This window comes from Ruegeria sp. BHSA123 (assembly GCF_059613425.1).
The window spans coordinates 1-21,894 of the sequence record NZ_JBXWSL010000031.1; the positions used below are offsets into that span (position 1 = coordinate 1).

At 57.5% G+C, this 21,894-nt stretch carries 23 protein-coding genes; 9 read left to right on the forward strand and 14 right to left on the reverse strand.

Translation table 11 applies throughout. From position 1 onward, the window contains the following. The 3 genes from AC2FNC_RS14285 to upp all read left to right on the forward strand — a co-directional run. Positions 1-1,147 (forward strand): phosphopentomutase (locus AC2FNC_RS14285; RefSeq protein WP_496715683.1); only part of this gene is annotated, 1,147 nt, incomplete at its 5' end. After that, positions 1,144-2,130, forward strand: a complete 987-nt coding sequence (locus AC2FNC_RS14290) for an adenosine deaminase (RefSeq protein WP_496715684.1) — start codon at positions 1,144-1,146, stop codon at positions 2,128-2,130. The genes AC2FNC_RS14285 and AC2FNC_RS14290, both read left to right, overlap by 4 nt. Continuing rightward, complete coding sequence (gene upp / locus AC2FNC_RS14295; protein WP_480473547.1) at positions 2,127-2,759, forward strand: uracil phosphoribosyltransferase; 633 nt, start codon at positions 2,127-2,129, stop codon at positions 2,757-2,759. The genes AC2FNC_RS14290 and upp overlap by 4 nt, the downstream gene beginning before the upstream one ends. Before the next feature lie 6 nt (positions 2,760-2,765). On the opposite strand, the gene AC2FNC_RS14300 is transcribed toward upp, so the two are convergent. Then, positions 2,766-3,779, reverse strand: a complete 1,014-nt coding sequence (locus AC2FNC_RS14300; RefSeq protein WP_480517691.1) for a hypothetical protein — start codon at positions 3,777-3,779, stop codon at positions 2,766-2,768. Positions 3,780-3,927: 148 nt separating this feature from the next. On the opposite strand from AC2FNC_RS14300, the gene AC2FNC_RS14305 reads away from it, so the two are divergent. Together AC2FNC_RS14305 and AC2FNC_RS14310 are read left to right on the forward strand one after the other, a co-directional pair. After that, positions 3,928-4,863, forward strand: a complete 936-nt coding sequence (locus AC2FNC_RS14305) for a DMT family transporter (RefSeq protein ID WP_496715685.1) — start codon at positions 3,928-3,930, stop codon at positions 4,861-4,863. Between the two features lie 268 nt (positions 4,864-5,131). Beyond that, positions 5,132-5,905, forward strand: coding sequence for a Hint domain-containing protein (locus tag AC2FNC_RS14310; RefSeq protein ID WP_496715687.1), 774 nt, complete (start codon positions 5,132-5,134; stop codon positions 5,903-5,905). A gap of 56 nt (positions 5,906-5,961) precedes the next feature. Here AC2FNC_RS14310 and AC2FNC_RS14315 read toward each other — a convergent pair whose 3' ends face one another. The 8 genes from AC2FNC_RS14315 to AC2FNC_RS14350 all read right to left on the reverse strand — a co-directional run bounded on the left by AC2FNC_RS14315 (position 5,962) and on the right by AC2FNC_RS14350 (position 13,917). After that, complete coding sequence (locus tag AC2FNC_RS14315) at positions 5,962-8,163, reverse strand: 3-hydroxyacyl-CoA dehydrogenase NAD-binding domain-containing protein (protein WP_496715689.1); 2,202 nt, start codon at positions 8,161-8,163, stop codon at positions 5,962-5,964. After that, positions 8,156-8,644, reverse strand: a complete 489-nt coding sequence (locus AC2FNC_RS14320; protein WP_480492872.1) for a cupin domain-containing protein — start codon at positions 8,642-8,644, stop codon at positions 8,156-8,158. The genes AC2FNC_RS14315 and AC2FNC_RS14320 overlap by 8 nt, the downstream gene beginning before the upstream one ends. After that, a complete protein-coding gene (locus AC2FNC_RS14325) occupies positions 8,644-9,855 on the reverse strand; it encodes an acetyl-CoA C-acetyltransferase (protein ID WP_209503248.1) in 1,212 nt (403 codons plus the stop codon). Before AC2FNC_RS14325 ends, AC2FNC_RS14320 begins: the two co-directional genes overlap by 1 nt. Before the next feature lie 11 nt (positions 9,856-9,866). Continuing rightward, positions 9,867-10,505: a glutathione S-transferase family protein gene (locus AC2FNC_RS14330; protein WP_480603068.1), complete on the reverse strand. Its 639-nt coding sequence runs from the start codon at positions 10,503-10,505 to the stop codon at positions 9,867-9,869. A 279-nt stretch (positions 10,506-10,784) separates the two neighbouring features. Then, a complete protein-coding gene (locus tag AC2FNC_RS14335) occupies positions 10,785-10,997 on the reverse strand; it encodes a hypothetical protein (protein WP_209503252.1) in 213 nt (70 codons plus the stop codon). A gap of 55 nt (positions 10,998-11,052) precedes the next feature. After that, entirely contained in the window at positions 11,053-12,834 is a 1,782-nt protein-coding gene (locus AC2FNC_RS14340) for an acyl-CoA dehydrogenase C-terminal domain-containing protein (RefSeq protein WP_480517685.1), read from the reverse strand. A 42-nt stretch (positions 12,835-12,876) separates the two neighbouring features. Next, positions 12,877-13,278: a MerR family transcriptional regulator gene (locus AC2FNC_RS14345; RefSeq protein ID WP_209503256.1), complete on the reverse strand. Its 402-nt coding sequence runs from the start codon at positions 13,276-13,278 to the stop codon at positions 12,877-12,879. A 270-nt stretch (positions 13,279-13,548) separates the two neighbouring features. Further along, complete coding sequence (locus AC2FNC_RS14350; RefSeq protein ID WP_480553865.1) at positions 13,549-13,917, reverse strand: MerR family transcriptional regulator; 369 nt, start codon at positions 13,915-13,917, stop codon at positions 13,549-13,551. Between the two features lie 115 nt (positions 13,918-14,032). Here AC2FNC_RS14350 and AC2FNC_RS14355 point away from each other — a divergent pair, with 115 nt between their 5' ends. From AC2FNC_RS14355 to AC2FNC_RS14365, 3 genes are read left to right on the forward strand one after another with little or no spacing between them, the layout of a single operon-like run. Then, entirely contained in the window at positions 14,033-14,452 is a 420-nt protein-coding gene (locus AC2FNC_RS14355) for a PaaI family thioesterase (RefSeq protein ID WP_480473537.1), read from the forward strand. Between the two features lies 1 nt (position 14,453). Next, positions 14,454-14,972 (forward strand): PaaI family thioesterase, encoded by a 519-nt coding sequence (locus AC2FNC_RS14360; protein ID WP_480473536.1) that lies wholly within the window; start codon positions 14,454-14,456, stop codon positions 14,970-14,972. Positions 14,973-14,974: 2 nt separating this feature from the next. Beyond that, a complete protein-coding gene (locus AC2FNC_RS14365) occupies positions 14,975-16,291 on the forward strand; it encodes an MATE family efflux transporter (RefSeq protein WP_480553864.1) in 1,317 nt (438 codons plus the stop codon). On the opposite strand, the gene arsC is transcribed toward AC2FNC_RS14365, so the two are convergent. From arsC to AC2FNC_RS14385, 4 genes are read right to left on the reverse strand one after another with little or no spacing between them, the layout of a single operon-like run. Then, a complete protein-coding gene (gene arsC / locus AC2FNC_RS14370; RefSeq protein ID WP_480473534.1) occupies positions 16,288-16,629 on the reverse strand; it encodes an arsenate reductase (glutaredoxin) in 342 nt (113 codons plus the stop codon). The genes AC2FNC_RS14365 and arsC overlap by 4 nt on opposite strands. Then, the gene (locus AC2FNC_RS14375; protein ID WP_496715691.1) at positions 16,626-17,684 is read right to left on the reverse strand and encodes a quinone-dependent dihydroorotate dehydrogenase; all 1,059 of its coding nucleotides are present in this window, start codon (positions 17,682-17,684) and stop codon (positions 16,626-16,628) included. Before AC2FNC_RS14375 ends, arsC begins: the two co-directional genes overlap by 4 nt. Beyond that, positions 17,681-18,112: a DUF1330 domain-containing protein gene (locus AC2FNC_RS14380; protein ID WP_480492875.1), complete on the reverse strand. Its 432-nt coding sequence runs from the start codon at positions 18,110-18,112 to the stop codon at positions 17,681-17,683. The genes AC2FNC_RS14375 and AC2FNC_RS14380 overlap by 4 nt, the downstream gene beginning before the upstream one ends. Then, complete coding sequence (locus AC2FNC_RS14385; protein ID WP_480473530.1) at positions 18,109-18,447, reverse strand: DUF952 domain-containing protein; 339 nt, start codon at positions 18,445-18,447, stop codon at positions 18,109-18,111. The genes AC2FNC_RS14380 and AC2FNC_RS14385 overlap by 4 nt, the downstream gene beginning before the upstream one ends. Positions 18,448-18,554: 107 nt before the next feature. On the opposite strand from AC2FNC_RS14385, the gene AC2FNC_RS14390 reads away from it, so the two are divergent. After that, positions 18,555-20,132, forward strand: a complete 1,578-nt coding sequence (locus AC2FNC_RS14390; protein ID WP_480517669.1) for a bifunctional metallophosphatase/5'-nucleotidase — start codon at positions 18,555-18,557, stop codon at positions 20,130-20,132. A gap of 59 nt (positions 20,133-20,191) precedes the next feature. Here the strand turns inward: AC2FNC_RS14390 and AC2FNC_RS14395 are convergent, their stop codons facing one another. Further along, complete coding sequence (locus AC2FNC_RS14395) at positions 20,192-21,844, reverse strand: tetratricopeptide repeat-containing sulfotransferase family protein (protein WP_496715693.1); 1,653 nt, start codon at positions 21,842-21,844, stop codon at positions 20,192-20,194. Between the last annotated feature and the right edge of the window lie 50 nt (positions 21,845-21,894).

A 21,894-nucleotide genomic window follows, 5' to 3' on the forward strand; every position in this document is an offset into this window, starting at 1 on the left:
GTTTTTCAACGGTGATGTCCCGGATACCGGGGCAAACACGCTGGCCCATATCGCCCAAGCCTGCGCGGAAGGCCGTGCAGAAGAGGGGCGCACCGGCCCTTTGCACCTGCCCAATCTGGACGCGCTGGGTTTGGGCGCGGCTGTGCGGCTGGCGTCTGGAGAGGCCACTCCGGGCCTCGATGCCGAACCCGCTGGACTATGGGGCTGCGCGCGTGAGCATTCGCCCGGTAAGGACACGCCCTCAGGCCACTGGGAACTGGCGGGCCTGCCGGTGCCCTGGGATTGGCATTACTTTCCGAACACGGTTCCGGCTTTTCCAACGGAACTGAGCCGCGCGGCAGCCGAAGCCGTCGGGACCGAAGGCATTCTTGGCGACTGCCACGCGTCCGGAACAGCGATCATTGCCGAGCTGGGCGCCGAGCATATGCGCACCGGCTGGCCGATCTGCTACACATCCGCTGACAGTGTATTTCAGATCGCGGCTCATGAGGAAAGCTTTGGGCTGGAACGGTTGCTGGACATGTGCCGCGCGCTTGCTCCGCGTTTGCATCAGATGAAAGTCGGGCGTGTCATTGCGCGCCCCTTTGTCGGAACGCCTGAGACGGGGTTTGATCGGACGACCAATCGCAAGGATTTCGCCATTCTGCCCCCGGCACCGGTGCTGACCAATTGGGTGCAGGATGCAGGGCGGCGGGTTCATGCTGTAGGTAAGATCGGCGACATCTTTTCGATGCAGGGGATCAACACGCTGCGCAAAGGGTCGGATGCCCAGCTAATGCAGCACCTGTCTGACCTTGTAGACGAGGCGGAAGAGGGCAGTCTGACCTTCGCCAACTTTGTCGAGTTCGACAGCCTGTACGGACATCGCCGGGACATCAGCGGATATGCGCGTGCGTTGGAATGGTTCGACCGCGAGATCGGAGAAGTCCTTAAGAAGCTTCACCCGGGCGACCTGTTGCTGTTGACTGCCGATCATGGCAATGACCCAAGCTGGACCGGAACAGATCACACCCGTGAACAGGTTCCGGTTCTGATTGCGGGGCAGGGTGCTGGACAGATCGGGCAAGTGGATTTTGCCGATATCGCGGCCAGCATTGCCCATCATCTGAACATTCCGGCGCAAGGGCCGGGAAGGAACTTTTTATGAGCGTCGCAGACCTGCCCAAAATCGAACTGCATCTTCACCACGAAGGCGCGGCACCTCCGGCCTTCATCCGTCAGCTTGCGCATGAAAAACGTGTGGATCTGAGCGGTATCTTCAAACCGGACGGATCTTATGATTTTCGTGATTTCGCGCATTTCCTGAGCGTGTACGAAGCCGCTTGCGAAGTTCTGAAAACGCCCGAAGACTTCCGGCGGCTGACATTGGCCATTCTTGAGGAAAGCGCTGAAAATGGCGTGGTTTATTCCGAGACCTTCCTCAGCCCTGATTTTTGCGGCGGTGGCGACCTGCATGCGTGGCGGGATTATCTGAACGCCATTCAGGATGCGGCAGACGAGGCCGAGCGTAAATTTGGTATCACCTTGCGCGGTGTCGTTACCTGTGTCCGCCATTTTGGCGCCGAACAAGCCAGGCGAAGTGCCCATTGTGCGGCCGAGACCGCCGGATACTGGATCACCGGTTTCGGCATGGGCGGCAACGAATCCATTGGCACGCAGGGCGATTTCAAATGGTCTTTCGATTGTGCCCGCGAAGCCGGGCTGCGCCTGACCACGCATGCGGGTGAGTTTGGCGGTCCTGACAGTGTGCGCGACGCTGTGCGCGATCTGGGGGTTGAGCGTATCGGGCACGGCGTCCGCGCCATCGAAGACCTTGATCTTGTACGTGAACTGGTTGACCGGGATATCACGCTTGAAGTGTGTCCGGGTTCGAATGTGGTTCTGGGCCTTTTCCCAGATTTTGCTGCCCACCCCATCGCGAAACTGCGCGATGCGGGCGTAAAGGTTACGGTTTCCACCGACGATCCTCCGTTTTTTCACACGACCATGCGGCGGGAATATGAGATGTTGAACGCGGCTTTCGGTTGGGAGGCCGGGGATTTTGCGGCATTGAATGAGATGGCCCTGAATGCGGCCTTCTGCGATGAAGACACCCGCGCGCGGGTCAAGAAAAGACTGGAGAACACATGAGCGAACATCTGACCGTCGTCGATCACCCGCTGGTGCAACACAAGCTGACGCTCATGCGGGACAAGGGCACCTCGACCGCCGGGTTCCGGCAGTTGTTGCGCGAAATCACATTGCTGCTGGCCTACGAGGTCACGCGCGACATTCCCTTGACCACGCGCAATATCGAAACGCCGATGGAAGAGATGGACGCCCCCATTCTGGCAGGTAAGAAAATGGCGCTGGTGTCAATCCTGCGCGCCGGAAACGGGATGCTGGATGGGGTGCTTGAACTTGTGCCTTCAGCACGCGTCGGTTTCGTGGGGCTGTATCGCGACGAAGAAACGCTGAAACCCGTACAGTATTATTTCAAGGCCCCCGAAAGCCTGAAGGACCGTTTGGTCATTGCGGTGGATCCAATGCTGGCCACCGGCAACAGCTCGGCCGCGGCCATTGACCTACTGAAAGAGGCCGGGGCGACGGATATTCGCTTTCTGTGCCTGTTGGCGGCACCCGAAGGTGTCGCGCGGATGAAAGAAGCGCACCCTGACGTGCGTATCGTCACAGCAGCGCTGGACCGCGAGTTGAACTCGAAAGGCTACATCATGCCCGGTCTGGGGGATGCCGGTGACCGGATGTTCGGAACCAAGTAACCCGGTTTATTCGCCGCAAATATTCTGTAGCCGGACCCAGTCGCGGTCCGGCAGCACCTGTTCCAGCGCCCTTCCCGCCATTGGATCCGCTTCGATCAGGCCAAGAACGGTTTCGCCGGTCACATCACGGGCATAGGCGTAGGGGGTTGAGGGAAGCGCGCTTTGCGAGAACATCGCCAGCAAATCGTCATCAGAAATGGCCGGGCGGGGCTGTGACAGGACCTGCTCGGTATATTTGTCGATAATCTCGGACGTCAGTCCGCCGGTTGTCAGCAGTCTAAAGGCAGAGGTTGCGCCGGTTCTGTCCAGCAAGTCATCCAGCGGGTCTTTGTGCGCGGTCCGCGCCCGTTCAGCAATCACATAGCCCGCTGCGACCGCAGGGTCTTCGTAATCCTCTACCAAAGCACGGCTTAGCAGGACTGTGCCGCCAGGCAGGCTGAGGCTGTCCTGAACGCCTGCGGGCAGAATGATGATCTGCCGTACGCCGGTGCGCCGGGCCAATTGTTCCAGTGAATCCCGAGCATCCCGCGACGTACAGGCCCGGCCCGAGACGCGCTCGATCCGATGCAAGATCATATCGCCGATTTCTTGCCGTTTAACTTGGGGCACGACCGAGACAACATGGTTTTGCAGCGCACCGGGCAGCCAGAACAGCAACAGCGCCAGCACAGCGGCCACGACGCCTCCGACACTCAGCCAGCGCAAACGCCCCGGGTGGGGGCGGGACCGATCTATAGCGCGCTGCAATCGGTCGATCGCTTCAAGCATCGTGGTTTCGGATTCGGCCAGCTCAAGCGTTTCATCCGGATCACCGTCCGGGTTGAATATGGCCGGAAAGGAACCGGGGTTCTGGCGTTCAAGTGCTGCCAGCGACCAGTGGGTCAGTGCCCTGTCATTGAAATCGGAAATGGTCAGGGTGGCTTCGCCGATAGACACCACAACCTCGCGCCGCTGTTCATCGGGCGAGGGGCGCCACAGACCGGTGGCTTCGATCCGCTGGTACTGTTTCAGGGCCGTCATCTGGGTGGGTCTGCTCGAATTTGTTTTGCCGCAGCTTAGCATGGTGAAATCGCAGGGCGCAAACCTGTTGCGCAGTCATTGCGAATTGTGCTGGATACCCGAAAGGATCGAGACTGTCGGCCCACGATCACAATCAGGACACGACTTCATGCAGGCGCATTCCTCATCTTCTGCTGTGCTGGCTTCGGCCCTGATGGTCAGTGCCATGGCAATTATCGGCGTCATCGACAATGTTGTGATCCTTTTGGCCGAAACCGTCGGGCTGTGGCAGTTCCATCTGACCCGTGCACTGTTGATGCTGCCGCTGATAGTTGGCCTGTCGTTTCTGGGGCTGGGCGGGTTGAGGCCCGTGCGGTGGGGTCCCGTCATTTTGCGCAGCGTTCTGATTACCACGGCAATGCTGTTCTATTTTGCATCCCTTGCCATGATGCCTATTGCACAGGCGCTGGCAGGGTTGTTCACCTCACCGATTTTTGTGCTGTTGATCTCCGCTCTGGTGCTCAGGCAACCAATAGGGCCGTGGCGCATACTGGCAGTACTGATTGGATTTACTGGCATCCTTCTGGTGCTTCAGCCAAACCCCGGCGATTTTGACCTGCGCACGTTGGTGCCCGTGGCGGCCGGGTTTTTCTATGCCCTCAGTTCGATCCTCACACGTACACATTGTTCTCAGGAAAGCACTGTGGCCATGCTGGCCGTCATGGTCATTACGCTGGGTTTGGCCGGTGCGATGGGGCTCACGTTTCTGACAATCTCGCCGGTCGTTACGGCAGACGGTGCCGAGGGGTTTGTTACGCGTGGATGGGTCTGGGATATGGGGCCTGCCATACCGTGGCTGGTTACTCAGGCTATCGGTTCTACAATCGCGGTTTTCATGCTGATCAAGGCGTATCAGGTGGGCGAGCCGTCTTATGTGGCGGTGTTCGAGTATTCTGTCATGATTTTCGGCCCGCTTTTCGCTTTTGTGGCCTTTGGACAAGCCATTGGCGTCTTTCAGATTTCGGGCATCCTTATGATTGCGTCAGCGGGTCTGTTGCTGGGGTGGCGCGCCAGCCGATCATCTGACCAGCAAAAAGTTGCCTGACGCGATTGGGTCGTATGTACGTCTAAGCCAGACCGTTTTGTTATTTCCGTATCCAGTGAAACGCCGTGGATTCGGAGGATCGACAAATGGCATTCGTTTCAGAAATGGCAAAAATGCTCGGTGAGCTTTCTGGAGTGTTCACGAAAACCCTCGGTAATTACGCGGAATTGGTCAAAAATGGGCGCAAATATGTCTGAAATGTGACGGGCAGAATTTTTGGTGTTAGCTCATTGGCATAACCGTTTTGTGCCAAAAGGGGGTAAGGCACGTGTCCGAAGTAACAAGTATTTCTGTTTATCTGGATCAGCTGCCAGAAGTTGATCGAACCAACAAAAAACAGGCGGTAAATGCGCGCCGTGGCGGGTTTTTGCACGGCACCAAGATCGCCACGACTGCAGGGTGGAAGCCGGTCGAACGGATCGCGGTAGGTGATCTGGTTCGAACCCTCGATCATGGGTTTAAAGAGGTTCGGCGCATCTCAATAAGCGTTGTGGTCATTCCGGCCGATGAGCGCCGGGTCGAGTACCTGCCGATCCTCGTGCCTGCCCACGCCGCATATAACGGGCGAGCTGTCTGGTTGATGCCCGAACAGGGCATGGCGCTGAACCTGTCCCGGATCAACGCCAAGGCCGATGGACCTTCGGTGTTGCCCGCGCGTTTGCTGAACGGAGCCGGTCGCCTGACGTCACAGGCACCGGGGTCGTCTTTTGAAGTGTTTTCCTTGTTCTTTGATGATGATCAGGTGATCTTTGTCGAAGGCGGATTGCAGGCCTATTGCCCGTCCGGTCGCTTCAACATGCGCGGCGCAACTACGGGAACACGGTATGAAGTCGCGACCGAAGAGGTTGCCTCCGACCTGATCCATTCGCTTATAAGCAGAGGCGATATGTCGGCTCTTGCTAACCCATTGGGTGCGCTGCCTGCACCCATTCCCCAGGAACCGATATTTCCGATCCGCCCGCCATTTGGGGTCAGGCGACCGGGTCGACCGGGACGCCCAAGCGCGCCGGTTCTGTTCCTGCGGCCCGAATGGCAGATCTAACCAAACACTGACAAGAACGATGCGGGCGCATGATGACATGCGCCCGCGTCATTGGATTAAGCGGCTTTTGCTTCGGGGTTGAAGCGACCGTAGAAGCTCTGACCTTTTTCTGCCATCTCGCGCAGCAGCGGCGGGCAGGCAAAGCGTTCGCCGTATGTCTCGGCCAATTGATCACAACGCTCGGCCGCATAGGGCGTGCCGATGATGTCCAGCCAGCTGAACGGACCACCCGACCACGGGGCAAACCCCCAGCCCAGAATTGCACCGACATCGCCCTCGCGGATGTCTTCCAGAACACCTTCTTCCAGTGCGCGGACCGCTTCCAGAACCTGAGCAAACATCAGACGTTCCTGCACTTCGATCAGGTCAGGCTGGTCATCGGCAAGCGGATACTTCTCTTGCAGGCCCTTCCAGTATTCGACGCGCTTGCCCTTTTCGTCATAGTCGAAGAAACCCGCGTTCGCCTTGCGACCCAGACGGCCCTGTTCCTCCATCCAGAAGATCAAATCGTCCGAGGGGCTTTCCGGATAGGCATCGCCCATCGCCGCCTTTGTCGCGCGGGCGATCTTGGCACCCAGATCAATCGAGGTTTCGTCGGTCAACTGGATCGGACCGACCGGGAAACCCAACTGCCGCGCGGCGTTGTCGATCAAAATGGGGCTGACGCCTTCAGTGACCATGCGCGCGCCTTCGTTGATATATGGAATGATGCAGCGGTTTGCGTAGAAGAAACGCGCATCGTTGACCACGATCGGGGTCTTGCGGATCTGGCGCACATAGTCCAGCGCCTTGGCCACCGCACGATCCCCGGTTTCCTTGCCCTTGATAATCTCGACCAGGAACATCTTCTCGACCGGTGAGAAGAAGTGGATGCCGATGAACTGGTCTGCCCGCACCGAGGCTTTGGCCAGATCGCTGATCGGCAGGGTCGAGGTGTTCGATGCAAAGATGCAGTCCTCGGGGATAATCGCCTCGACCTTCTTGGTCATCTCAGCCTTGACGCCCATGTCTTCAAAGACGGCTTCGATAATCAGGTCACACCCTTTCAGGTTGTCCAGATCCGGCGTCGCGGTGATGCGACCCAGCATGGCCTCTTTTTTCTCAGCCGTGACCTTGCCGCGCTTCATGCCTTTGTCGAGATAGGTATCGGTATAGGCTTTGCCTTTGTCCGCAGCCTCCTGGTCGCGGTCGATCAGAACCACTTCCATACCGGCCTGCGCCGAAACCAGGGCGATACCAGCCCCCATCATGCCCGCGCCCAGAACACCGATCTTCTTGACCGACTGATCCGGGACACCGGCGGGGCGCACGGCGCCTTTTTCCAGCGCTTCCTTGTTCAGGAACAGCGACCGGATCATCGCACCTGACGAAGGGTTCATCAGCACGGACGTGAACCAGCGCGCTTCGATTTTCAGCGCGGTGTCGAAATCCACCAGAGCGCCTTCGTAAACCGCGCTCAGCAGAGCCTTGGCTGCCGGGAAAGCCCCTTGGGTCTTGCCGTTCACCATCGCCGACGCGCCAACGAAGTTCATGAAGCCTGCAGGATGATAGGGGGCGCCACCGGGCATCTTATAACCCTTCGCGTCCCATGGCTTGACCAGATCGGCGTCCTTGGCGTTCAGCACCCATTCTTTGGCTGCTGCCATTGGATCGGCTGCAATCTCGTCGATATAGCCTGCGCCCTTGGCTTTCTTGACGTCCAGCATCTTGCCTTCCAGCAACAGCGGAGCCGCGGCAATGGCGCCAACTTTGCGGACCATGCGGGTGGTGCCGCCCGCACCGGGGAAGATGCCGACCATGATCTCGGGCAGGCCGTACTTCGCCTTTGGGTTTTCAGCCGCAAAGATACGATGGGTGGACAGGGGCAGTTCCATTCCGATGCCCGCAGCGGTCCCCGGCAGAACTGTAGCAACCGGCTTGCCACCTTTCTTGGTCTTGGGGTCCATGCCAGCCAGTTCGATCTTGCGCAACAGGGCGTGCATTTTCATCGTTCCCTCGAACAGACCCTTGGCCGGATTGTCGCCCGCCTGTTCTTTCATCACCGCCAGCAGGTTCAGATCCATGCCGCCCGCAAATGACCCTTCTTTGCCCGAAGTAACGATGATGCCTTTCACCTCATCGTCGGCCAGCGCCTGATCGATGCAATCGCTCAATTCTGCTAGCCCATCAAAGGACATCACGTTCATGGTCTTCCCGGGCACGTCCCAGGTGATCGTGGCGACGCCGTCTGCGTCTTTGCTCAGAGTGAAATCAGTCATTGTCATCTCCAATCTGGTCAGCCGTCAGCGGGCTGCCATCTTTGCGTGTGAAGGAGAATCCGTTCTCATCAACCTTCACCATCATGTCCATGTCGCTGTAATAGCCGGTCTCGGTCGGGGTCCGTGTGCCCACCACCAGAAAGGTCATGGGCGCATCGGTCTTGTTCACAAGATGATGGCCGTTGGCCTCACCTGCGGGCCAGGCAGCGCAATCGCCGGGCTGCATCTCGTGCTCGCCATCATCATCGACCAGCGTGCACGAGCCGGTGAGGATGATGGCAAACTCGTCCTGCTTCATGTGGTAATGGCGCAGCGAGGACAGGCCCTGCGGTTCCAGCCGCACGATGTTGACCCCGTATTGGGTCAGCCCGCCCGCATCGCCCACCCGCTGCGCGAAGCGACCTGCGGTCGCTTCGGCCAGCTTGCCGGGATAGGCCGAGCCGCCCTGAAACGGGATCTGAGAAAGATCCAGCTTGGGCATCAGACGCGCTCGATAATGGTTGCCGCACCCATGCCGGATGCAATGCAAAGCGTGGCCAGACCGGTTTCCTTGTCCTGACGCTCAAGCTCATCCAGCAGCGTACCGATGATCATCGCACCCGTGGCACCCAGCGGGTGACCCATCGCGATCGAGCCACCGTTGACGTTGACCAGTGCAGGATCGACATCAAATGCCTGCTGGAAACGCAGCACGACCGAGGCGAAGGCTTCGTTCACTTCAAACAGGTCCAGATCGCTGATCTTCATGCCATTGTCGGCCAAAATCTTCTCGGTCACCGGTACCGGGCCGGTCAGCATAATGGTTGGATCGGTGCCAATCTTGGCGGTGGCCTTGATGCGAGCACGCGGCTTGAGGCCGTATTTCTCGCCAAATTCCTTGTTGCCGATCAGAACAGCAGCGGCTCCGTCCACGATGCCCGAGCTGTTGCCTGCATGGTGGATGTGGTTTACGCGTTCAAGATGGGGGTATTTCAGCATCGCAACCTTGTCGAAGCCAGGCATCTGTTCGCCCATCATTGCGAATGACGGGTTCAAAGCGCCGAGGCTCTGCATATCGGTGCCCGGACGCATGTATTCATCGCGGTCCAGAATGGTCAGACCGTTTTGATCCTTGACGGTGATCACGGATTTCTCAAACCGGTTGTCGGCCCAGGCTTCCGCAGCACGTCTTTGCGATTCAACCGCCAGCGCATCCGCGTCATCACGGGTAAAGCCATACTCGGTCGCGATGATGTCGGCCGAGATGCCCTGAGGTACGAAATAGGTCTCCATCGCCAGCGAGGGGTCAACAGCGATTGCTGCACCGTCGCTGCCCATGGCCACGCGACCCATCATCTCGACACCGCCTGCAATATAGGCATCGCCCGCGCCACCTTTCACCTGGTTTGCGGCCAAGTTCACGGCTTCCATGCCCGAGGCGCAGAAACGGTTGATCGCCAGACCTGGGATCGACTGGTCGAGGTCGGACGCCAGAACGGCCGAGCGCGCCAGACAGCCGCCTTGCTCCATCACTTGCGTGACGTTTCCCCAGATCACGTCTTCGACAGCGTGACCTTCCAGGTTGTTGCGCTCTTTCACCGCGTTCAGGGTCAGGGCGGACAGGCGCACCGAGGTTACCTCGTGCAGGCTGCCATCCTTGCGGCCCTTGCCGCGCGGCGTGCGCAGGGCGTCATAGATATAGGCTTCGGTCATGGGTCTTCTCCTCAAGCTCGATCCGACGGGTTGCCGGGCATCAGGTCATAGGGGTGTTTCCAGCCGGGCTGTTCGGACAAGCGGGTCAGCCAGGCGTCGATATGGGGCCAGTCGGCACGGTCAAAACCGAATGGTTCAGGGTAATACAGATAGCCGCAGCAGCTAAGGTCGGCGTTGGTCACGCCGTCGCCGACGATCCAGTCGCGGCCTTCCAGATGCGCGTTCAGGATCTCATAAGCTGCTTTCAAACGTCCTTTATTGAATGCAATGACGTCAGGGTTGCGGTGCTGCTCGGGTAGGAAATTGATCAGGAACCGCGTCAAACCAGCCATTGAGCTGAGTTTGTGATTGTCCCACAAAACCCAACGCAGAATATCGTAGTTTTCTTCCCGGTCCTTGCCACCGAACTTGCCGGATTTCTCTGTGACATAGGCCTGAATCGCGCCGGATTGGCTGGTGCGAAAATCTCCATCGACAAGAACAGGTGCCTCACCCAACTCGTTTACATCAGCACGATATTCCGGCGTGCGGGTTACACCTTTGAAGAAATCGACAAAGACCGGTTCCCACTCCAATCCGGACATTTCCAGAGCCAAAGCAGCTTTGTAGCTGTTTCCACTTTCTCCGAAGCAATGAAGTTTGATGGTCATGTGCTCGCCCCTCCCAAGGCGCATTTGGCTAGGCCGGATTTGAGTATTTTTGAAAAGCTGAAGGGCAGTAGGTAACCTTTCATCAACCATCTTCGTATTCAGTGGTCGTGCAGTACAGGCTGGAGAGCCGATGACCGCAAAAGGTGAAGTCGTTCCTGTCCTGATGGCGAGTGCGCCCGGTGGCAGGGACGCATCGCCGCTTCATCTTTTCACAAATACTCCCGCCGGAGGCGTCCGGCATTCAAATTAAAGGCGCCGTTGAGTTTTCTCCGCAGCAGTTCACCTCTTCCGTGCCTCAAGTTCGGAATTGAAGATGCGTAGGCGGTGGGTCAGGTTCTCCTCATCAATCACGCTGTTGAAATTCTCGAACAAGAAAGACAGCGCCTCGCCTTCGTCCAGACCAGCATCCCGCGCGAACGCTTTGAGTTTGCGATACCCATCTTCAGTCATCGCAACCGGAAAGCGGCGGGTCAGGCGAAAACGTTTTGGCATTTGGTCTCCTCCGGTAAGCTGGGTCCGGGCGGTGTTGCCCGGACCCAGACTGAGTTCAGAAGTTCGCCGCGTCTAGTGCCATTACCGTGTCCGCACCGGTCTGAATGCGCGCAAGATGCATCGCTGTCGCTGGCAGGCGGCGCGCCATGTAGAAGCGACCGGTGTTGATCTTGGTCTCGTAGAACTCTTTGTCCGACGCATTACTGTCCAGAGCGTTCTGCGCGGCCTTGGCCATCTGCGCCCACATCAGACCCAGGCAAACATGGCCGAACATGTGCATGAAGTCATAGGACCCGGACAGTGCGTTATTCGGGTTCTTCATGCCTTCCTGCATGAAATACATGCCTGCGGCCTGAAGATCCTTGGACGCGGCCTTCAGCGGTTCGATGAAGGCTTTATCGTAAGCTTCGTCCTTGCCGCCGTTTTCTTTGCAGAAGCTTTTGACCATCTCGAAGAAGGCCATGACGTGTTTGCCGCCATCCTGCGCCAGTTTGCGACCCACAAGGTCAAGCGCCTGAACGCCATTTGCGCCTTCGTAGATCATCGCGATGCGGGCGTCGCGGGTGTATTGTGACATACCCCATTCTTCGATGTAGCCATGGCCACCATAGACCTGCTGCGCCTGAACGGTCATGTCGTAACCTTCGTCGGTCAGGAAGCCTTTGATGACCGGAGTCAGCAACGAGATCAGCCCGTCTGCATCCTTGTCTCCCGCGCGGTGCGCCTTGTCGATCATTGTCGCGCCCCAAAGGATGAACGCGCGTGCGCCTTCGGTAAAGCTTTTCTGATCCATCAGGTTGCGACGGATGTCAGGATGCACGATCAGAGGATCGGCCGGACCATCCGGATTTTTGACACCGGTCACATCGCGACCCTGCAAACGGTCTTTGGCGTATTCCAGAGCGTTCTGATAGGCCGCTTCGGCTTGCGACAGGCCCTGCATGCCCACACCCAGACGCGCTTCGTTCATCATGGTGAACATGGCGCGCATGCCCTTGTGCTCTTCGCCCAGCAGCCAGCCGGTGGCTTCGTCATAGTTCATGACGCAGGTCGAGTTGCCGTGGATGCCCATTTTCTCTTCGATCTTTCCGACCGATACGCCGTTGCGTTCGCCCAGGCTGCCGTCTTCGTTCACAATGAATTTGGGCACAATAAACAGCGACACGCCTTTGATGCCCTCGGGGCCACCTGGGATCTTGGCCAGCACCAGGTGGATGATGTTGTTTGCCATGTCGTGGTCGCCGGCCGAGATAAAGATCTTCTGGCCGGAAATCTTATAGCTGCCATCACCCTGCGGTTCTGCCTTGGTACGCATCAGGCCCAGATCGGTGCCACAATGCGGTTCGGTCAGGTTCATGGTGCCGGTCCATTCACAGCTGACCATGTTGGGCAGGTATTTGTTCTTCTGCTCGTCTGTCCCGTGCGCCAGAATGGCCGAGGCTGCGCCATGGGTCAGGCCCTGATACATGGTGAAAGCCTGGTTGGAGCCCGAGAACATCTCTCCTACGGCTGTGCCGATCACGTAGGGCATGTTCTGGCCACCATACTCTTCCGGCATGTCGAGGCCAGTCCAGCCACCTTCCTTCATCTGCTCGAACGCGTCTTTGAACCCGGTAGGTGTGTACACAATGCCGTTTTCCAACCGGCACCCTTCGGTGTCACCAACAACGTTCAAAGGATGCAGGACGTTGGCGGCAACCTTGCCTGCTTCTTCCAGAACTGCGCCGGTGAATTCGGCCTCCAGTTCATCATAGCCGGGGATGTCCGACTGCGAGACTTTCAGAACATCGTGCAGAATGAACTGCATGTCTTTGGTTGGCGCGTTGTAAACGGGCATGTGAAGCTCCCTTAATTCATATGTCCGGAAAGCAGGGCGAGGTTACTCGGCCGCCTTCTTTTCCTGTTTCATTGAGGCGATGACTTTCTCGCCCCAGCGCAACTGCTCTTTCAGATCGTCGATGGCCTGCGTCAGCTCTTCGCGGCGCGATTCCATGTCAGCCAGACGTTCGCACGCGATTTCATAAGTGCGATTCATCTGGGTGACCTGTTGATCGCCCACATGGTAGAGATCCAGCAGCTGTCGAATTTCCTCGAGGCTGAACCCAAATCTTTTTCCGCGCAGGATCAGCTTCAGCCGCGCCCGGTCACGTTTGGTGAACAGACGTTTTTGGCCTTCGCGGATCGGGAACAGTAGTTCCTTTGCCTCATAGAACCGCAAGGTGCGTGGTGTGACATCATAGGTCTCGCACATCTCGCGAATGGTCATCACATCTTCGGTCATTCGTCATACTCTCGTCACTGGCGTCATGAGACATGAGTTGCGCAGTTGGTGGGTGCTTTACAACATGTGAGTGACGTTTACGTAATCCAGACGCTGCGTCACTTTTTAGTTGACGTAACATCCGTGCACGTAAGCGGTTTCCGACGTAATTTTGTTACCGTCGCGTCAACTGATTTCCGGCATGAACAAACGGGTGCGGGGAAGGGGATGCGCACCGGCTTTGACAGGTTCTGCCACCTGCAATGCTTGGCTATGAAATATCGGAAAAGGTTATTCCAGCGACTTGGCCGTTTGGTCGCGCAGGCTTTTGAGTTCGTCCATTGCCTCATCCAGCTGCTGTCGCTGCTGCTGAAGCTCACTCATCTGGCGGTCCGCCATTTCGACAAAGGTGGCCATCTGGGCCTCGTTTCCCTGATCTTCATAGATCAGTAGCCATTGGCGAATCTCTTCTAGAGGAAAACCAAACTTTCGGCCGCGCATGATAAGTTTCATCCGCGCGCATTCCCGGGCCCCATAAAAGCGCGAACGCCCTTCGCGGTCCGGTTGCAAAAGCTCGATATATTCGTAGTAGCGCAGGGTGCGCGGTGTCACGTCGAACTTGGCGCACATTTCTTTGAATGACAAACGGTTGTTGGACATTCCCGGTCTCCTCGTCAGCAACCTAGGCGGTCCCGATCCCAAGCGCAACAGGCAGGCTTGCTCTTTTCCGGAACACCGGCTCATAAAGGCGGTGCAGAGAACAGGACGCATACCCATGGTCGATAAGACAGTTTTAGCCCGCCAGTTTATCGAGGCGATCCCCCATGCGCGGGCATTGAACCTTACGCTCACGCAGATCGGCGAAGGTGAGGCTGAGATAACCTTGCCCTACAACGAAGACCTGATCGGGGATCCGCGTACAGGGGTGATTCATGGGGGGGCGATATCCACGATCCTGGACACCTGTTGTGGTGCTGCGGTGATGAGCCACCCGTCGGCCCCCGGAGGAACCGCAACAATCGATCTGCGGATAGACTATATGCGCGCGGCGACGCCAGGTCAGACGATTACTGCGCATGCCGTCTGTCATCATATCACGCGAAACGTTGCCTTCGTGCGGGCCACCGCAATGGACAACGACACGGATCTGCCTGTGGCGACTGCCTCGGGCTCTTTTACGGTTGAAGGGAAGTAATATGCCAAGACCTCGTCCCGAGCCGATGCAGGTGGTCAAGCAGCGCCGCGATGCAGCCCTACGCGCGCTTGTTGACGGCGTACCGTATATCCGTTTTCTGAACATCAGTTTCGACAGGCGCGGGGATGAGCTGACCGGCGTTTTGAATTTCGATGACAAGCTGATCGGCAATCCGTTTCTGCCTGCAATTCATGGCGGCGTAACCGCTGCCTTTTTGGAGGTGACAGCCGTCATCACTCTGAGCTGGGAACACATATTCCCAAGTATAGAAAACGGTGAGATCGATGCAGATGCCATCGTGTCAGACGAAAGCATCCGGTTTCCGAAGACGATCGACTTTACCGTTGACTATCTGCGTTCCGGCTTGCCGCGAGACGCCTATGCGAGGGCGTTTATCAGCCGGTCCGGGCGGCGTTACGCCTCGGTACGGGTTGAAGCCTGGCAGGACAATCATGCGAAACTGTTTGCGCAGGCCTCCGGGCATTTCTTGATGCCGCAACCTGCCAGAGACAAGAGCTGACCATGCAGGACGCCTCGGCGCCCATCACGCATGGACGGGTGCTGAAGATCGCGGTGCCGATTGTCCTGTCGAACGCCACGGTCCCGATTCTGGGGGCAGTGGATACCGGCGTTGTCGGTCAGTTAGGGCAGGCTGCGCCTATCGGGGCGGTCGGGATCGGCGCAGTTATCCTGTCAACGATCTACTGGATCTTCGGCTTCTTGCGGATGGGAACCACCGGGATGGCGGCGCAGGCACGCGGGGCAGGCGACGCTGTTGAAACCCGCGCTTTGCTGATGCGTGGTCTGATGCTTGGCGGCGCGGCCGGGTTGTTTTTTATCCTCACCCAAGTGGCTGTGTTCGCGGGTGCGTTCGCTTTATCTCCGGCAAGTCCCGAGGTCGAAACGCTGGCCCACGCCTATCTTGAGATTCGAATTTGGGGCGCGCCTGCCACTATCGCGCTTTATGCGGTTACCGGATGGTTGATTGCGGTTGAACGCACGCGCGGGGTTTTTGTTCTTCAGGTCTGGATGAACGGATTGAACATCGTTCTGGATCTATGGTTCGTGCTTGGTCTCGGCTGGGGTGTCGAAGGGGTTGCCATTGCCACTTTGATTGCGGAATGGACAGGTCTGGCGCTGGGCCTTTGGCTGTGTCGGGATGGGTTCGAAGACGGAACCTGGCGTGACTGGGCCCGCATATTTGATGCCGTTCGGCTGCAACGGATGTTGCAGGTCAACGGCGATATCATGATCCGGTCGGTTTTGCTAACCGGATCCTTCACGACCTTTCTTTTCGTCGGTTCCGATCTGGGTGATGTCAATCTGGCGGCCAATCAGGTCTTGCTTCAGTTTCTAGAAATCACAGCTTTTGCGCTGGACGGGTTTGCCTTTTCCGCCGAGGCGCTAGTCGGAAGCGCGGTGGGTGCCAGAGACAGGTATCAGGTGCGCCGCGCGTCTGTCATGACATCGCAATGGGGTGTTGGCGGTGCCCTGTTACTGGGTGTGGTTTTCTTTGTCGCCGGACCGGCGTTGATCGACCTCATGTCAACATCGCCGCAGGTGCGCGAGGCCGGGCGCGAGTTTCTTATCTGGGCCGCGTTGGCACCCGTTATAGGCGTGGCAAGCTGGATGTTTGACGGCATCTACATAGGTGCTACATGGACCCGCGCCATGCGTAGCGCGATGTTCCAATCGGTCGCTATCTATCTGGTTGCGCTGTTCATTCTGGTGCCAAGTTTCGAAAACCACGGCCTGTGGGCCGCGTTGATGGTGCTTAATATAGCACGTGGCGTGACTTTGGGATGGCGCTATCCCAAGCTCGAGGCGCAGGTGGCCTAGAGCAGCGCAAGAAGGTTTTCCGGCGGACGCCCTATGGCGGCCTTATCCCCCGCAATTGCAAGCGGACGCTCAATCAGGATCGGGTTTTCAGCCATGGCCCGGATCAGGGCGTCGTCTGGCGAAGCCTTTGTCAGCCCCAGTTCCTTGAACCGAGATTCTCCGGTACGAATCATCTCAACGGGCGAAAGCCCCAAGGCGGATTGTGCCGCTCGCAGCTCATCGATTGATGGTGCATCCTCAAGATATTTGCGCACCGTGACCCGTGCGCCATTCTCTTCCAGTAATGCAAGACCCGCGCGGGATTTTGAACAGCGCGGGTTGTGCCAATATTCGATCATAGCCAGTCCTCTCGTTTGCTGCCGACGGCTTGGGCTACATTCTCAAAGCCGTCGCGGGCCAGTAGTTCATCCAGCCCGTTCGCAATGTCCGCCGCCAGAGAAATGCCGCCATACACCATCGCCGTATAGAACTGCACAGCAGATGCCCCGGCGCAGATCTTGGCATAGGCCTGTTCTGCATTGCTGATGCCACCGACGCCGATCAGGGGAATGTCACCCCCGGTCAACTGGCTGAGCCGCGCCAGAACACGTGTTGATTTCTCGAACAGCGGTGCGCCGGACAGCCCGCCGGTTTCACCTTTGTGCGAACTGCGCAGTCCGTCGCGTGACAGGGTGGTGTTGGTGGCGATCACGGCATCCACACGGGTCTCGCGCGCAACCTCGGCAATGTTCTGCAACTCGGCATCGGTCAGGTCCGGCGCGATTTTCAGGAAGATGGGCAGCGGGCGAGGCAGCGCATCCCGGGTTTCAATCACACCGTTCAAAAGTGCGCTCAGCGCTGCTTTGCCCTGCAAATCCCGCAGCTTTTCCGTATTCGGGGATGACACGTTGACCGTGGCAAAATCCAGATGCGCGGCACAATGCGCCAGCACCTTGACGAAATCACCTGCGCGATCCTCGCTGTCCTTGTTGGCGCCCAGATTCAGGCCGATCACCCCATTCTTGGGGCGATCAGCAAGCCGTTTTGCCATCACCTCCATGCCTTCGTTGTTGAAGCCAAAACGGTTGATCGCCGCTTTGTCCTCGGTCAGGCGAAACAGGCGGGGTTTGGGGTTTCCCGGTTGGGGGCGCGGTGTGACGGCACCGACTTCGATGAAGCCGAATCCTGCGCGTGACAGCGGCGTCAGAACCTCACCGTTCTTGTCGAAGCCCGCGGCCAATCCTACCGGGTTAGGCAGGTCCAAACCTGCAAGGCTGGTTTTCAGGCGCGGCGTTGCCACCGGCCCCGGCGCAGGCGCAAGCCCCGCCTTCAAAGCCCTGATCGACATTCCGTGGGCGGTCTCGGGGTCCATGCAATGCAGGGCCGCAAGCCCGAACTTCTCGGTCAGTTTCATCCAAACGCTTTCCCGCTTTTGCTTGATCCGCACCGGATCAGGCGCGAGGTTTCTACCGCAGCCTGCCGATGGACCACCGCTGCCCGGTACACCGGGTCAGTCACCATTTCCAGAAACGCATATGCAGTCGGATAGCGTGCGATAAAGACGGCATCCCATACCTCATCAGCCGGTCCGATCAGAGTCGTTTCAAATACACCCCGCCACAGGATGCTTGCCCCGATACGGCCAATGATTGCGGCGGTTTCAGTCCCGTATTTCTGATAGGCCTGCGCCCCGGTCAGCCCTGCGCCGGCCAATTCATGCGAACTGGGATACTGCGCCTCGGCGCGGAACTTCACTAGATTGAGCATCTCGATCGGCTGGTCGCGGTCCAGGGCCTTGAACGCCTCGAACTGGGCGCGATCCGGATCGACATAGGATGTCATGCCATGTCCTCGGGAAACCGATGTGCCGTACCGACAAAAGGCAGCGGACGCGCCCAGACAACATCGCTTAACCTGATCTGACGATACAGATGCGGAAACAGGGCGTTTCCTCGCGACACTTCCCATTTCAGGTCATCGCCCATGGCGTCGGCATCACATGCCAACAGTGTAAGCCCTTCAACGCCGGCAAAATGCTTGGCGGCGGTTTCAGCCGCTTGTTCAGCGGTGGAAAAGTGAACAAACCCGTCTGACACGTCAATGGGTGCTCCGTCTGTGGCGCCCAGACTTTGCAGTTCAGCCCATTCGTCGGTTCGGAAAATCTTGTAGATCAGCATGATGACCTGATGCCCCGCACGGCGCTTGGAATCAAGCTGGATTTCTCCTTTGACTCTCAGTCGACATAAGCGCACGATCCCCGGCAATAATAATAGGGAGTTCCAAGATGTTGACCCGATTTTTAACTTCGGTTGCGGTGGTGGGCCTGACTGCGGGCGTCGCAGCAGCCGACTACAAGCTGACAATTCTGCACACCAACGATTTCCATTCGCGCTTTGAGCCGATCAACAAATACGACAGCGGATGCGGTGCGGAAGACAATGCGGAAGGTAAGTGCTTTGGCGGCTCGGCGCGCCTTGTTACGGCAGTTGCCGATGCGCGCGAGCGCGCAGAAAACTCGATTCTGGTGGATGGAGGTGACCAGTTCCAGGGGTCCCTTTTCTATACCTACTACAAGGGCAAGGTCGCGGCCGAGTTCATGAACAAGCTGGGCTATAACGCCATGACCGTTGGCAACCACGAGTTTGATGACGGCCCCGAAGTGTTGCGGGGGTTCATCGACTCGGTCGACTTCCCGGTCCTGATGTCCAACGCTGATATTCGCGACGAAGAGCTTTTGACGGACAGGATCAAGAAATCGACTGTTATCGAGGTGGGCGGCGAAAAGATCGGCCTGATCGGTCTGACCCCAATCGACACGGATGAGCTTGCCTCGCCCGGCCCCAACGTCACGTTCTCGGACCCGGTGCCAGCCGTGCAGGCCGAAGTCGATAAACTGACGGGTGAGGGCGTTAACAAGATCATCGTTCTCAGCCACTCCGGCTATGGCGTCGATCAGCGCGTCGCGCAAGAAACGACCGGCGTTGATGTGATCGTCGGCGGACATTCAAATACGTATCTTTCGAATGTGTCGGATAAGGCGGCAGGTCCGTACCCAACGGTGGTAAACGGCGTACAGATCGTTCAGGCCTATGCCTATGGCAAGTTTCTGGGCGAGTTGAACGTCACTTTCGATGACGACGGCAAAGTGGTCGAGGCAGTTGGCGAGCCTTTGATCATGGACAACGCAGTAACCGAGGATCAGGCCGCGCTGGACAGGATTGCGGAACTGGCGGTGCCTTTGGATGAAATCCGTAACAAGGTCGTTGCAAGCGCTGCGGAAGCTGTTGAAGGGGATCGCTCTATTTGCCGCGTGCAGGAATGCCAGATGGGCAACCTGGTCGCCGATGCGATGCTGGCGCGCGTGGCGGATCAGGGCGTTCAGATCGCCATTGCCAACTCGGGTGGGTTGCGGGCGTCCATCGACCCTGGCGATGTAACCATGGGCGAAGTTCTGGCTGTACTACCTTTCCAGAACACATTGTCGACCTTCGAAATCAGCGGACAGGGTGTCATTGACGCGCTGGAGAATGGCGTTAGTCAGGTGGAAGAAGTGAAAGGTCGTTTCCCGCAGGTCGCTGGTCTTAGCTTTACCTGGGACCCAAGCGTTGCACCGAACGAAGGACGCGTCAGCGAGGTGATGGTTGCCGACGGTGACGGTTTTATACCGATCGACCCGAACAAGACTTACCTTGTCGTCACCAACAACTTTGTTCGCAACGGCGGTGACGGGTACAAGATGTTCGAAGGCGACGACAAGAACGCCTATGACTTCGGCCCGGACCTTGCGGATGTAACCGCAGAATACCTGGCGGAAAATGCGCCCTATCAGCCCTATGTCGACGGGCGTATCAAGCAGAAATAACTGGGTTTACGACAAAGAAAAAAGCCGCATCCTCGTGATGCGGCTTTTTGGGGAACCGATCAGCTGAAATCGTATTCCGGCCAGAGTTCGGGGTCGATCCCGTCGAGCATCGGCTTGATATGCTCGACAACCCCGCGCCAACCTCCGATAGACTTGGTCGAGATCTTGCTGCGCACCTGATCAATGCTGGCCGTGCGCACCTGTTTCGTGTTCTTTTCAGGGTGCATCATCGTTTCGTTCCACTCCAAATCGCAGAACGCGGCGACCTGCTGGCTGTAAGTTTTCGGGTCTGCCACCAGATCTTCGTAAGGCACCGTCAGAATACGATTGCCGAACACGGCATCCCAATGTGCCATGTAGCGACGATACATATTTGCCGAATGGGCGATGGCCTGCATATTCGAGGCATAGCGCATTCCACCGGCAGGAAAACACCTGATCCATTTGGACAATCCAACATCACGCGGATCGCGCAGCATATTAATAATCTTTGCCTTTGGGAAGGCAGACAGCAGGAAGCCGATACGTTGATAATTGTGCGGCATCTTGTCGACAAAGGCGACAGAGTCGCCTGGAATTGGCGGCATCAATTCGACGAATTCCCGCGCGAGTTCAGACGCTTTGGCAACGTCGTACTTCATGCCTTTTTTCTCATATTCACGCGACAGGTCGGCCCCCAAAGTCAGTTCACCGCAACCGGATATTCCGGGGGCTGAACTCAACATCATTTCCATCAATGTCGTGCCCGAGCGGGGCTGACCCAGTACAAAGATTGGTGTTGGCCCCTCGGCAAAGCCGGACTCTGGTGCATCTGAATCGACGGGGAACAAGCTGGTGATCCGGAACAGTTTTTCCTCTTCATCGGCCGAGACATAAGGGTTGCCTTGGTGCTGAATATCATTGGCCCGCGCGTAATACGGCATGGCGGCATTCAAACCGTCTAACTTTGAAATCAAATGCGCCTTGGCGAACTGGAGTTCCAGCTTATCATCTCCCTTTTCGGAGATGGCTTTATTTACGGCTTCCAGCAGCTCCGGAGCTTCCTCTGTAGTTGCCATTGCCGATAATTGCAGCAAAGCCGACACATGCTCGGGTTCGTTTTGAAGAATGCGCCTCAGTATTGCTTTGGACTCGTTCTTTTCGCCGGTTTGGTGAAGGTCTACAGATTTTATAAGGGCAATTTTTGTGTTCTCGGGGTCCAGCTCGTAGGCGCGGGCGACATCCCGCGAGTTTTCATCGTCAAAGCCGATATTGGCGTAAGCTCTGGCACGTTTAGCAAGAAGGTCCACATTGTCTGGATCGCTCTCCAGCTTCCTGCTCGCATGTTCGATCATCATGCGCCAGTTGGTGCCTTTGAGGTGAATTTCATCCAGCACGCGGTTCAATTCCTGGTTGTTGGGGAATTGCTCCAGCTTTTGTTCGGTATATTCCAGGGCCTTGGGAATTTGCCCGGTCTGCATCAATGCATTCGCCAGGTTTTCGACAAACTGCAGGTCGTCCGGTTTCATCCGCGAGGCTTCAACAAAATGCGGAATTGATTTCTTGTATTGCTTCATCTCGGTCAAGACAAAGCCGGCGATGGCATGATAATCTGAGTCTTTTGGGAATTTCTTGACACCCAACTGGGCCTTTTTCAAAGCTTGCGGCAGCTTGCCTGCTTCCAGAAGGGCCAGTGCTTTGCTCTTAAGGGATTGCGTTGTCTGGTTTTCCATGTGACCCCGTGAAATCCTGTGCCTGTATCAAGAATGTATCGGTGGTTCAT

Bases quoted from the DNA above. Each gene is read 5' to 3' on its own strand.
- AC2FNC_RS14290 (WP_496715684.1), top strand. From the start codon at position 1,144: ATGAGCGTCGCAGACCTGCCCAAAATCGAACTGCATCTTCACCACGAA.
- upp (WP_480473547.1), top strand. From the start codon at position 2,127: ATGAGCGAACATCTGACCGTCGTCGATCACCCGCTGGTGCAACACAAG.
- AC2FNC_RS14300 (WP_480517691.1), bottom strand. From the start codon at position 3,779: ATGACGGCCCTGAAACAGTACCAGCGGATCGAAGCCACCGGTCTGTGG.
- AC2FNC_RS14305 (WP_496715685.1), top strand. From the start codon at position 3,928: ATGCAGGCGCATTCCTCATCTTCTGCTGTGCTGGCTTCGGCCCTGATG.
- AC2FNC_RS14315 (WP_496715689.1), bottom strand. From the start codon at position 8,163: ATGACTGATTTCACTCTGAGCAAAGACGCAGACGGCGTCGCCACGATC.
- AC2FNC_RS14320 (WP_480492872.1), bottom strand. From the start codon at position 8,644: ATGCCCAAGCTGGATCTTTCTCAGATCCCGTTTCAGGGCGGCTCGGCC.
- AC2FNC_RS14325 (WP_209503248.1), bottom strand. From the start codon at position 9,855: ATGACCGAAGCCTATATCTATGACGCCCTGCGCACGCCGCGCGGCAAG.
- AC2FNC_RS14330 (WP_480603068.1), bottom strand. From the start codon at position 10,505: ATGACCATCAAACTTCATTGCTTCGGAGAAAGTGGAAACAGCTACAAA.
- AC2FNC_RS14335 (WP_209503252.1), bottom strand. From the start codon at position 10,997: ATGCCAAAACGTTTTCGCCTGACCCGCCGCTTTCCGGTTGCGATGACT.
- AC2FNC_RS14340 (WP_480517685.1), bottom strand. From the start codon at position 12,834: ATGCCCGTTTACAACGCGCCAACCAAAGACATGCAGTTCATTCTGCAC.
- AC2FNC_RS14345 (WP_209503256.1), bottom strand. From the start codon at position 13,278: ATGACCGAAGATGTGATGACCATTCGCGAGATGTGCGAGACCTATGAT.
- AC2FNC_RS14350 (WP_480553865.1), bottom strand. From the start codon at position 13,917: ATGTCCAACAACCGTTTGTCATTCAAAGAAATGTGCGCCAAGTTCGAC.
- AC2FNC_RS14355 (WP_480473537.1), top strand. From the start codon at position 14,033: ATGGTCGATAAGACAGTTTTAGCCCGCCAGTTTATCGAGGCGATCCCC.
- AC2FNC_RS14360 (WP_480473536.1), top strand. From the start codon at position 14,454: ATGCCAAGACCTCGTCCCGAGCCGATGCAGGTGGTCAAGCAGCGCCGC.
- AC2FNC_RS14365 (WP_480553864.1), top strand. From the start codon at position 14,975: ATGCAGGACGCCTCGGCGCCCATCACGCATGGACGGGTGCTGAAGATC.
- arsC (WP_480473534.1), bottom strand. From the start codon at position 16,629: ATGATCGAATATTGGCACAACCCGCGCTGTTCAAAATCCCGCGCGGGT.
- AC2FNC_RS14375 (WP_496715691.1), bottom strand. From the start codon at position 17,684: ATGAAACTGACCGAGAAGTTCGGGCTTGCGGCCCTGCATTGCATGGAC.
- AC2FNC_RS14380 (WP_480492875.1), bottom strand. From the start codon at position 18,112: ATGACATCCTATGTCGATCCGGATCGCGCCCAGTTCGAGGCGTTCAAG.
- AC2FNC_RS14385 (WP_480473530.1), bottom strand. From the start codon at position 18,447: ATGCTGATCTACAAGATTTTCCGAACCGACGAATGGGCTGAACTGCAA.
- AC2FNC_RS14390 (WP_480517669.1), top strand. From the start codon at position 18,555: ATGTTGACCCGATTTTTAACTTCGGTTGCGGTGGTGGGCCTGACTGCG.
- AC2FNC_RS14395 (WP_496715693.1), bottom strand. From the start codon at position 21,844: ATGGAAAACCAGACAACGCAATCCCTTAAGAGCAAAGCACTGGCCCTT.